General features: G+C 39.5%; 14 protein-coding genes. 12 read left to right on the top strand and 2 right to left on the bottom strand.

Annotated elements, in window-relative coordinates; translation table 11 throughout:
* A partial coding sequence (locus ACJAT7_RS15415) for an ATP-binding cassette domain-containing protein (protein ID WP_415227691.1) occupies positions 1-476 on the bottom strand: 476 nt, incomplete at its 3' end.
* Between the two features lie 292 nt (positions 477-768).
* Here ACJAT7_RS15415 and kdsC point away from each other — a divergent pair.
* From kdsC to mgtE, 9 genes are all read left to right on the top strand, one after another.
* Positions 769-1317, top strand: a complete 549-nt coding sequence (gene kdsC, locus ACJAT7_RS15410) for a 3-deoxy-manno-octulosonate-8-phosphatase KdsC (RefSeq protein WP_415227690.1) — start codon at positions 769-771, stop codon at positions 1315-1317.
* Positions 1318-1881: an LPS export ABC transporter periplasmic protein LptC gene (gene lptC / locus ACJAT7_RS15405; RefSeq protein ID WP_415227689.1), complete on the top strand. Its 564-nt coding sequence runs from the start codon at positions 1318-1320 to the stop codon at positions 1879-1881. It abuts the gene before it with no gap.
* The gene (gene lptA / locus ACJAT7_RS15400) at positions 1868-2413 is read left to right on the top strand and encodes a lipopolysaccharide transport periplasmic protein LptA (protein ID WP_415227688.1); all 546 of its coding nucleotides are present in this window, start codon (positions 1868-1870) and stop codon (positions 2411-2413) included. Before lptC ends, lptA begins: the two co-directional genes overlap by 14 nt.
* 5 nt (positions 2414-2418) lie before the next feature.
* Positions 2419-3144 (top strand): LPS export ABC transporter ATP-binding protein, encoded by a 726-nt coding sequence (lptB, locus tag ACJAT7_RS15395; protein ID WP_415227687.1) that lies wholly within the window; start codon positions 2419-2421, stop codon positions 3142-3144.
* 49 nt (positions 3145-3193) lie between these two features.
* Entirely contained in the window at positions 3194-4639 is a 1446-nt protein-coding gene (locus ACJAT7_RS15390; protein ID WP_415227686.1) for an RNA polymerase factor sigma-54, read from the top strand.
* Between the two features lie 96 nt (positions 4640-4735).
* Positions 4736-5182: a PTS sugar transporter subunit IIA gene (locus ACJAT7_RS15385; RefSeq protein WP_415227685.1), complete on the top strand. Its 447-nt coding sequence runs from the start codon at positions 4736-4738 to the stop codon at positions 5180-5182.
* Positions 5183-5201: 19 nt separating this feature from the next.
* Entirely contained in the window at positions 5202-6047 is an 846-nt protein-coding gene (gene rapZ / locus ACJAT7_RS15380) for an RNase adapter RapZ (RefSeq protein WP_415227684.1), read from the top strand.
* Positions 6048-6051: 4 nt separating this feature from the next.
* The gene (locus ACJAT7_RS15375; RefSeq protein ID WP_415227683.1) at positions 6052-6324 is read left to right on the top strand and encodes an HPr family phosphocarrier protein; all 273 of its coding nucleotides are present in this window, start codon (positions 6052-6054) and stop codon (positions 6322-6324) included.
* 29 nt (positions 6325-6353) lie between these two features.
* Positions 6354-7718 carry a magnesium transporter gene (mgtE, locus tag ACJAT7_RS15370; RefSeq protein ID WP_415227682.1) on the top strand — a complete coding sequence of 455 codons (1365 nt, stop codon included), beginning with the start codon at positions 6354-6356 and terminating at the stop codon, positions 7716-7718.
* Between the two features lie 10 nt (positions 7719-7728).
* On the opposite strand, the gene ACJAT7_RS15365 is transcribed toward mgtE, so the two are convergent.
* On the bottom strand, positions 7729-8097 hold the full coding sequence (locus tag ACJAT7_RS15365) for a YacL family protein (protein ID WP_415227681.1): 369 nt from the start codon (positions 8095-8097) through the stop codon (positions 7729-7731).
* A gap of 553 nt (positions 8098-8650) precedes the next feature.
* Between ACJAT7_RS15365 and ACJAT7_RS15360 the strand changes: the two genes are divergently transcribed.
* From ACJAT7_RS15360 to ACJAT7_RS15350, 3 genes are all read left to right on the top strand, one after another.
* On the top strand, positions 8651-9985 hold the full coding sequence (locus tag ACJAT7_RS15360; protein WP_415227680.1) for a ferric reductase-like transmembrane domain-containing protein: 1335 nt from the start codon (positions 8651-8653) through the stop codon (positions 9983-9985).
* Between the two features lie 449 nt (positions 9986-10434).
* Entirely contained in the window at positions 10435-10593 is a 159-nt protein-coding gene (locus ACJAT7_RS15355; protein WP_415227679.1) for a hypothetical protein, read from the top strand.
* 227 nt (positions 10594-10820) lie between these two features.
* The coding region (locus tag ACJAT7_RS15350) for a fructose PTS transporter subunit IIB (RefSeq protein WP_415227678.1) at positions 10821-11324 on the top strand (504 nt) is incomplete at its 3' end.

Genomic DNA, 11324 nt, shown 5'->3' with positions numbered 1-11324 from the left:
AACGCAATAGCACGCGCTAATGCAACGCGCCTTGCCATCCCTCCCGAAAGTTCCATCGGTTTCAGATCTTTTGCACCACGCAAACCAACCGCTTCCAACTTCATTAAAACCAGGATAGAAAGCAATGACTCATCAAGTTTATAGTGTTCTCGCAACGGGAATGCAACATTTTCAAAGACTGAAAGTTCATTAAACAGCGCGCCACTTTGAAATAACATCCCCATTTTCTTACGCGCTTCATACAACTTTTTTTCGGAACAGTTATGGAGAGCCTGACCATTAAAAATAATTTCTCCGCTATCGACAGGCAGCTGTCCACCAATAAGTTTAAGCAAGGTTGTTTTACCAATGCCGCTCGGGCCTAAGATAGCCGTAATTTTTCCACGCTCAAATTCAAAACATAAATTATCAAATAATAACCGTTCATTTCGAGAAAAGCTGAGGTTTTTAATCACAAGATGGTCTGATTCTTTCATCAATAGCCGTTTTCTTTATATTATAAATAAGAGTGACAGTGTAAAGTTATGCTCTTTTTTATACAATTTTTTAATAACAGAACTGCAAACTAATTTACAGAAATACAAATTTTTACACTTCTCCTAGCCGATTGCTTGAAATTTAAACACAATAATGCGTTAACTCTTTATTTTTTAACTGATAACCGAGACAATAGCTAAACCAACAATATTTACTCGCCTTGCAGATGGCATTTTGTTATATATATTGTTTTTTTTCAGATTTACATAAAATTATTTATCGAGAAATCAAATGGTCACAACACCTTATGGGGCAATCAGCGCTGAAAACTATCAACGCGCAGCAAAAATCAAATTACTCATTTGTGATGTAGATGGTGTTTTTTCTGATGGGCGAATCTATTTAGGCAACCAAGGCGAAGAATTAAAAGCATTTCACACCAAAGACGGGTTTGGTATTAAAGCTATTTTAAAGCAAGGCATTAATGTTGCTGTTATTACCGGACGTCAATCAAATATTGTTGATAATAGAATGAAAGCGCTGGGTATCCCTTATGTTTTTCAGGGGAAAGAAGATAAACTAACGGTATACCAATCCCTATTAACGACACTCAATTTGACAACACAAGAGGTCGCTTATATTGGCGATGATGTGGTGGATTTACCCGTTATCCAAGATTGCGGTTTAGGTATAGCGGTTAACGATGCACATCCACTGGTGTTACAAGGCGCAGATTTAATCACTCACACAAAAGGTGGTTTTGGTGCGGTGCGCGAGATTTGCGATCTTTTTTTACAATGTCATAAGCAGCTTAATATCACCCGGGGTAAAAGTGAATAAATGAATAAACGCCAAAGTATCCCATTTGTTTTATTACTCTGCGCTTTTTTACTGTGGTTGTTTTTCAAACCAGAAACAAACGTGCCAATATCGCCAAAGCAACAGTTCAATTATATAGCTTATAATGTTAGCAGCATTCATTTTGATGAGAGTGGTAAAATAGCGCATAAACTCTTTGCCGATAAGGCAACCAGTTTCGCCGAAAACGATATTACTGTATTTGAACACCCCAAGGTGATGTTTTACATTGAAGATAAAGAGACTAATGAGATATCGGTTTGGCAAATAAGCAGTGAACATGGCATTCTTTATGAACAAAAAAAATTGATCTTATCAAAAGAGGTCTGGGTGAAAAATCTCAGTTTAGATCAACTAGTAGAAACGATGACGACAGAAGAATTAACCATTCGACTGGATAAAAAAGAGATAAGTAGTGATCTGTTAGTTAATTGGCAGGGACCACAAATGCGACAGCAAGGCATTGGTATGTGGGCTTCTCTAATCACAGAAGAATTAATTGTAAAAGATAAAATAAAAGCGGTATACCTCAATGAAAATAAATAAACTAAGTTTAGTATTCAGCGCATTACTCTTTTCATTTTCAAGTGTTGCACTTGAATCTGATTATGATCAAGCGATCAATGTTAGCTCGGTAAGTCAAAACGCACAGATGAAAACAAATACCATTGTATTTCTACAGGATGTGCTACTGACACAGGGCTCGATTAAAATAACGGGTGATAAACTGACTGTTATTCGCGGCACATTACCCAATCATGAAATAATGATAGCCGATGGTAATGTCGCCACTTTTTACCAGACCCAATCTGACGGAAAACCTTTTGATGCGCAGGCAAACCGCATCCATTATGATATTGCCAAAGGAAAAATAACACTCACGGGTAATGCCCAAGTTAAGCAGCTGGATAGTCAAATTAACGGGTCGATAATAGAGTATTTTCTCAACACGAAAGAGTTAATTGTCAATACAGGAGAGGGTGAAGATGAACGCGTTCGCACTGTGTTTTTACCCGCGCAATTTGAAAAAGAAAAAACAGAGCCGACTGAAGATAAAACCTCAACACAAGAAGAATAATTAAAATGGCCGAATTAATAGCAAAAGGTTTAGTAAAAAGCTACAAAGGTCGTGCCGTAGTAAATGGTGTCAGTTTAACGGTAAAAACGGGAGAAATTGTCGGTTTGCTTGGCCCCAATGGCGCAGGTAAAACGACCTCCTTCTACATGGTAGTTGGCTTGATCAAGCAAGATCAAGGCTCGATTATTATTGATGGCGAGGATATCTCTCATCATCCCATGCATATTCGCGCGCAAAAAGGGATCGGATATTTGCCCCAGGAAGCCTCCATCTTCCGCCGTTTAACGGTCACGGATAATATTATGGCCATTTTGCAAATACGTAGCGAGTTAACTCAAGCGGAGCGTGAACAGAAATTAGAATCTTTACTTGAAGAGTTCCATATTACTCATATCCGCAACAACAAAGGGATGAGCCTGTCTGGTGGCGAACGCCGCCGTGTTGAAATTGCACGTGCACTGGCAACTGAGCCTAAATTTATTCTCTTAGATGAACCTTTTGCAGGGGTTGATCCGATTTCCGTTATCGATATTAAAAAGATTATTCAGCAGCTACGAGATCGTGGTTTGGGCGTATTAATCACCGATCACAACGTACGTGAAACATTGGATGTATGCCAACATTCATATATCGTTAGCCACGGTGAAATTATTGCAATCGGGACGCAAGACGAAATATTAGCAAACGCACACGTAAAACAAGTTTATCTAGGTGAAGAGTTTAAATTATAAGGTATAGTTAGGTCAGGGAATTGCTTCGTATAAGGAAAAAAGCGTTTTGATGAAACAAGGTTTACAGCTGAAGATGGGGCAGCAACTTTCGATGACCCCGCAATTACAACAAGCAATTAAGTTATTACAACTTTCCACCCTTGAATTACAGCAAGAGATCCAAAATGCGCTCGATGAAAATCCATTACTTGAACAAGATGACACCAGCACCATGGAAGAGGTTGGTAAAGAACAGGATAGCAGTCAGGTAGATACCTCTGAAGCAATAACCAAACAAGAATTCTCAGATGATCTGCCCACAGAGGATAACTGGGAAGAGTCATATACACCGCCACCGACCACCACTATCTCTTCCGGCACATCTAGCTATGAGGGGGAAGATACAATTTACCAAGGCGAATCTTCAAACACCCTGCAAGATCACCTAATCTGGCAGATGCAACTCACCCCCTTCTCTGAAACTGATTTATTAATTGCTACCGCAATCATCGACTCAATTGATGATTCAGGTTACTTAAGAAGCAGTTGCGAATCAATTTTAGAAAGTCTTGCCACTGACATAGAGGGGCTTGAATTAGATGAGATTGTTGCCGTATTAAAACGTATTCAACATTTTGATCCGCTTGGCGTGGCCGCTCGTTCAACGCAAGAATGCCTGCAGATTCAGCTTCAGCAACTACCAAAAGATACGCCTTGGTTGAGCGAAGCGCTTATGATACTTGATTTGCATATGGAGCTACTTGGTAATCGAGACTACCGTACGCTCGCCAGAAAAACCAAATTAAAAGAAACGCAGTTAGCTGAGGTAATGCGCCTGATTCAAAGTATGGAGCCGCGCCCGGGCAACCAAATTGAAGACAGTCAAGCACAATATATTGTGCCCGATGTTTATGTGAAAAAAATTGCCGGACAATGGCGTGTTTCATTAAATGCAGATTGTGATCCCAACCTTTCAATCAATCAGCAATATGCAGATTTATGCAAAGGTAATATTAGTAAAACTGATTCACAATTTATTAAAGGCCATCTGCAAGAAGCAAAGTGGTTTATTAAAAGCTTAGAAAGCCGCAATGAAACATTATTAAAAGTATCAAATTGTATCGTGCAGCAGCAGCAAGCCTTTTTTGAATATGGCGATGAGTCGATGAAACCTATGGTCTTAAATGATGTTGCATTTGAAGTTGAGATGCATGAATCAACTATTTCCCGGGTCACAACACAAAAGTTTATGCATACGCCAAGAGGCATCTATGAACTCAAATTTTTCTTTTCCAGCCATGTTGCCACGGAAAGTGGCGGTGAATGTTCATCGACTGCAATTCGCGCTTTAATTAAAAAGCTAATCAATGCGGAGATAGCAAATAAGCCCTTAAGTGACAATAAGATAACTCAGTTACTCGAAGAGAAAGGAATTCAAGTAGCGCGCCGTACGATTGCAAAATACCGAGAGTCATTAGGTATTCCGCCATCAAATCAACGTAAACAGTTGCTCTAATTTTTGATTAACATTAAGAAATAACAATTTCTTGATAGTTATTCATGAGCAAACTGCTAAACTCGCGCGATTGTTTTACAATGGCTCAGATAGAATATGAAAATATCGACTTTATTAGCTAAAGATTCAGTTTTTAGCAAAGCGAACTGCACCAGTAAAAAGGGTGCATTAGAAAAAATAAGCCATATTGCTGGTGAAAAATTAAATATAGATCCGCAGATTCTATTTAATAATTTAATTGCCCGTGAAAAGATAGGCTCTACAGGGGTAGGCTCAGGCATTGCCATCCCTCATGTGAAAATTGACAGCAGTTTACCTGCAACGGCTGTTTTTATTCAATGTGCAACCGCCATCGATTACGACTCCTATGATGGTAAAAAAGTAGATCTTCTTTTTGCTATTTTTGTGCCTGAAGACCGTTGCCAGCAATATCTTGTCGCGCTTGGCGAAATCAGCAAAAAACTATTAGACAAGCCTTTTTTACGTCAATTAAGAAATGCAGACAATGACCAAACTCTTTTTGAGTTGCTGCAGGCAGAATAAGGCATAAATTGGAGTTGCAATGAAATTAATCATCATCAGTGGACGCTCTGGTTCGGGAAAAACAATCGCACTGCATGTGCTCGAAGACTTAGGTTATAACTGTATTGACGGTGTACCCTTTCAGCTTCTCGAACAGTTAATTGATACGGTTGATGCCAAACATAATAAAGTTGCCATCAGTTTGGATATTCGTAATCTGCCAACTAAAGCCGTTGACATTGAACTGCTGCTCAGCGCAATAAGGGCTAAAGTTGAGATAGAGATTATTTATCTGGATGCAATCAGCAGCGAATTAATCCGCCGTTATAGCGAAACTAGGCGGCTGCATCCGCTCTCCAGAAAGAAATTATCTTTATCACAAGCACTTGAACTTGAAAATGAACTGCTGCAACCTATTCGTGATTCTGCAGCGCTCAAAATGGACACTACAACGCTTTCAATTCACAATCTAAATGAACGTCTTAAAATCCATCTGCAAGGCTCTACGAAAAGCAAATTACTGATTATATTTCAATCTTTTGGCTTTAAATACACACATCCAGACGATGCCGATTATATTTTCGATGTGCGTTTTTTACCCAACCCCCATTGGGAACCCGAGCTACAAAAACACACAGGTTTAGAGCAACCGGTAAAAGATTATCTCGATTCGCATCGCTTGGTTAAGCAGACAATTAACCAAATTGAATATCTATTCCAATCCTGGTTACCCCATCTTGAAAACAATAACCGCAACTATGTCACCATTGCGATTGGTTGTACCGGCGGTAAACATCGCTCGGTCTATGTAACTGAGCAAATTGCAGCACGCTTTAAGGGCAAGTATCAGGTCCAAATTGAACATAAGTGCTTAAAAGGGCAATAAACAGATGGATATCATCAAGCAAACAATTACAATACAAAACAAATTAGGATTACACACTCGCGCAACGATTAAACTTGTTGAATTAGTGAACTCTTTTGATGCAACCATTACAATCCGCCACCAAAATAAACAGGCAGATGCAGATAGCGTACTGGGTTTACTGGTTTTAGAAACTTGCTATGGTCAAGAGATTGAAATAATTGCAAAAGGTAATGAGGCACAACAAGCGATGCTTGCCGTCACTAAACTAATAGAAGACAAATTTTTTGAAGAATAACATTTAGGATAAACATAAGGGGTCATACCATGCTGGAAAATACCGATGTACAAAATGCCCAGCAACGTCTCCAAGAAGTAAACAAAGCCATTTCAAGCGGCATGTTTGTATTAGCACGTAGTATTCTGAAAAAAATGCCTGCTTGTGACGTTGCCCTACTCCTTGAATCCTCTCCACCTGCAAATCGTAAAGTCCTATGGAATTTAACCGATTACGATCTACAAGGTGAAATTCTTGAAGAATTAAATGAAGATGCAAAAGATGGCATCATAAATTTAATGGGCGCAGCAAATTTAGTTGCCGCTACAGAGGGTATGGACACAGATGATCTTGCCTATATTTTGCGTGGTATTCCAGATAGTATCTACAAAGCTGTACTGCAACAGATGGACGAGCAAGACAGACATCGTGTAGAGCAAGCACTCGCTTACCCTGAAGACACTGCCGGTTCGATGATGAACACTGACACAATCACCCTTCGAGCCGATGTTTCGGTTGATGTTGTACTACGTTACTTACGTTTAAAAGGTGAATTACCAGAAGCCACTGATACCTTATATGTCGTTAATCAATATGACCAATTAATTGGTGATGTCCCCCTTTCAACTCTGCTGACAGTTGATCCCACCCTTTCCATTGCACAAGTAATGAATAATAAAACTGAAACATTACTTGTAGAGATGGATGAGGGTGAAATAGCGAAGCTCTTTGAACGCCATGATTGGATCTCAGCCCCCGTTGTGGATCCGCAAAACCATCTGTTAGGCCGAATCACCATTGATGATGTCGTTGATATTATTCGTGAAAATGCCGAGCACTCAATGATGGGTATGGCCGGTATGGATGACGATGAAGATACCTTTGCCGCCATTATTCCCAGTGCAAAACGCCGTACTGTGTGGCTTTCACTTAATTTAATTGCGGCATTTATTGCGGCGTCCGTCACCAATATGTTTGAAGCAACATTGGATCAAATGGCGACACTTGCAGTATTGATGACCATAGTACCCAGCATGGGTGGTATTGCAGGTAATCAGACGCTTGCTCTGGTTATTCGCGGTCTTGCTGTTGGCCATATAGGCAGCAGTAATACACGCTGGTTAATCGGTAAAGAAACGGCGATTGGTATTATTAACGGTTTGGTCTGGGCTATTTTAGTCGCAACTGCGGTCACTCTGTGGAAAGGCAATATTCAGGTTGGTTTCATTATAGCTGGGGCGATGTTTATCAATCTATCTGCTGCTGGCATAGCAGGGGTGGCCATCCCGCTGATTATGCATAAATATAAAATAGATCCCGCGCTTGCTGGCGGTATGGCATTAACAACTGTGACTGATGTGATTGGGCTGTTCTCTTTCTTAGGCATGGCAACCTTAATATTAGGCTTAGACTAGCGAAAATAAGCTAGCTCTGCACAAACTCTAACCACGACTCAATGAGATTCAAAAAATCTTCCAAACCACAAGATGCTTGAATCTCTAGGTCATAAAACACCAAATCGTCCTCTAAATCTATCTCATCCTGATTATTCATTAAACTATGATTGATGACCTGTGCTTCATCTTGATTAAGTAAAAGCGAAAACTCACTGCCCGCTAATTTGAATTCGTTGATAGCACGCTGTTGCAATAAAACAATATTAGCAAGCAGCGCTTCTATCCAATCTAGCGCCTGCCCTTCCTGCTCCAGCCAAGTGGCAAACGCCTCATGCCCCATAGATAACTTGACAGTTGCTTGCTCGCTAATAAAATCTTTTCTAAATTCAAATTCCATAGTTTCTCAAAATAGCTAATAAAATTAATCGGTAAATTAACCGTTAGTATACATGATTGATGAAAACTTTCTGAGTATCGGCTGAGTGATTCTGGCCTGTGCAAACGTTCGTTATTTTCCCACGATAACTAATACCAATTCCATTAATTAGATGATCTATTAAGGCGCAGGAAAAATGGATGAAAGCAAGGCATTGATTGCAGTAACTAGTTGTTCTAATTATAAAATCAATAACGAAGCTCGCATTCATTTGAACAAGCATAAATGAATAGATAATTAGTGGATTTGGTATAAGGCCATATAAAAGTGAATCTCCTTAATATCTCCCTATTTCCTCCATAATAATCACACACTTATTTTATATAGTGAAGCCAATCGATATTGCTGCGATTGCACTATCAGCACTTTAAAGGTGCCACATAATGACACTATTATATAAGATCAATTTAGATAGATAACGGGTGCTTACTTTTCCAATAAAAATTAACCCGTTAAATATTTCACTGATTACAGCATCTTATTTGTTACTGCTTGAAATATAAGGAACTATCTAGTGAATAGAATAAAAATGGTGATGCCAGTACTTTTTGCTCTGCTAACGCTGCTTTGGTTGTCGGCTGAAAATTTCAGCGCAATTAGCTGGTCATATTTTCCTGTTCGGGAAATTGCCATACAGTACAGTGGGATTTTAGCCATATCGGCAATGAGCATAGCTATGCTGCTGGCGTTGCGATTAAAACCACTGGAAAAATTTTTAAATGGGTTAGATAAATCTTATCGCTTACATAAGTGGTTAGGCATTAGTTGTCTGGTAGTGGCCATAATCCATTGGTTTTGGACGAAAGGCAGTAAATATATGGTTGCTATGGGTCTGTTAGAGAAGCCTGCTGGTCGAGGGAAAATGCCGCTACCTGCTGATTTAAGTGCCATTGAAGCTTTTTTCAACAGCCAGCGTCATTTAGCTGAATCAGTAGGAGAGTGGGGTTTTTATCTGCTTATTGTGCTGATTGTTATTGCACTGACCAAAACTATCCGCTACCCGAAATTTTTAACTACACACAGAATAATCTCCTTGGTTTATCTGCTTTTCGTGTTTCACACTGTTATATTAATGAAATTTACGTATTGGCAGCAGCCAATCGGCTGGCTTGTCTACACCTTAATCGCGGCCGGAGCTTGGGCTGCTATGCACAGCCTTTGCGGCAGAATAGGCCGTAGAAACAAAGTACAAGCAAGCGTTGAACAGTTCCACTTTTTTGAAGATAATAAAGTGCTTGATATCACCATAAACACTCAGCACAACTGGCAAGGACACAATCCCGGGCAGTTTGCTTTTATTAAGTTCACAGGCGAGGAGCCACACCCTTTTACAATTGCTTCCGAGCACAACGATAAAGGCAACATCCGCTTTCAAATTAAAGCGCTTGGTGATTTTACCAAAAGGCTTAAAAACAACCTTAATATCAATGATCCGGTCATAGTGGAAGGTCCTTACGGGTATTTCAATTTTAAATCAGAAACGCAGCGCCAAATTTGGGTCGCCGGGGGAATAGGTATCGCTGCATTTACCGCACAAATGGAAATGCTAGCGCAAACTCCTCCATTAAAGCAGATAGATCTCTTTTATTGCACACAGTGTCCAGATAATGATTTTATTACCTATATTAATCAATTGGCCAAACAGGCTAAGATTAATTTACATCTGAGAGACACCAATAAAACGGAATTTTTAACGGCAAAAAAAATTACGGAGATGATAGTCAGTTGGGAAAAAGCAGATATCTGGTTTTGTGGTCCGAACAATTTCGAAAAAAAATTGCGTTGTGATTTTGCTCAGTTAGGACTAAATGTAAATAACTTTCATTCTGAATTATTTGCAATGCGTTGAACATCTTGATTTTATAGCCCCTTTGCCTTACTAACCTTTATCAACAGATGATGCCCTGAACCCTTTCAGAGCAGGCTTTCGGCATCAATATCACCTACTATTATCCCCATGACGAGATCATCTCCGAACAGCAACAGGGGTAAAGACGTTAGCCTTCACGGCTAGCGCACAGCAGTAAAAACGTGCAAAAATGCCCTCGCCGCAGCAGTTTAGTTTAAAAAGAACCACAGCTACCGCCCATATTTTCCCTGAAAATTCTTATTCGCGTGACAATTGTCACGATTTCTGCTCTTTAGCTTTGACTAAAGATAACGCTTATTTTAACCTAACTTTGCTGAATCGTTTCACTGAACCGCTTCACCAAATGTTCCAGTGGGTTTTCTAAGTAATAGAAATGCCCACTGAATATTTACAAGTAATTTTCATACAATAAAAATGGAAGTAAAGTGATGAAAGTTAACAGTTTTTTAAAAATATCAGTAATAGCAGTCTCTGTTGCAACATCTCTTTCAGCATTCGCTGGTATTAGCCTTATTAATAATGAAAAAGGTAATTTTGCAATAGGTGGCGTTGGTGTTGATGATGCATGGTGTAAATTTGGAGCATAAAACACTGGTTATACCTGCACGCAGATAGAAGGTATTTCACTCGAATGCCTTCTGTCACAACTTGGTTGACCAGTCCGAACTCAGTCGGCGAAGAAATTGCCATTATATACGTTTAACATTTTCAGCCCGACCGCTATTGAATATTGATAAAGCGGCGAGTTTAAGATGTTAACTAATTGATAGATAAAGAAGTTTTTAAATAACACAATTAAATAGAGGAATGGAAAATGAATATAGAAAACAAAAAAATTGTTGCTATTACCGCCTGCCCGACCGGTGTAGCACACACTTTTATGGCCGCAGAAGCGTTAACCCAAAAAGGGAAAGAACTTAATCTTCAAATTAAAGTTGAAACTCGCGGCTCTGTTGGCGCAAAAAATCAGTTAACTGCAGAAGATATCCGCACAGCAGATCTAGTTATTATTGCCGCCGATATTGAAGTGGATTTAGCTCGCTTTGATGGTAAAAAGCTGTACAAAACAAGCACAGGTTTGGCGCTTAAGAAAACCGAACAGGAAATAAATAACGCATTTGCACAAGCCACTGTTTACCAAAGCCAGGGTGGTAATAATACAGCAAGTCAGGAAAAACAAGGATCTGGTATCTATAAGCATCTTATGACAGGTGTATCACATATGCTTCCAGTTGTTGTGGCCGGTGGTCTATTAATTGCCCTCTCTTTTGTATTTGGTATTGAAGCATTTAAAGAAGAAGGCACTCTGGCTGCCGCG

The sequence above is a fragment of the Psychromonas sp. genome (assembly GCF_047632995.1).
Classification (GTDB): Bacteria; Pseudomonadota; Gammaproteobacteria; order Enterobacterales; family Psychromonadaceae; genus Psychromonas.
The sequence above is the reverse complement of the archived record's forward strand: the minus strand, read 5'-3'. Positions and strand labels throughout refer to the sequence as shown.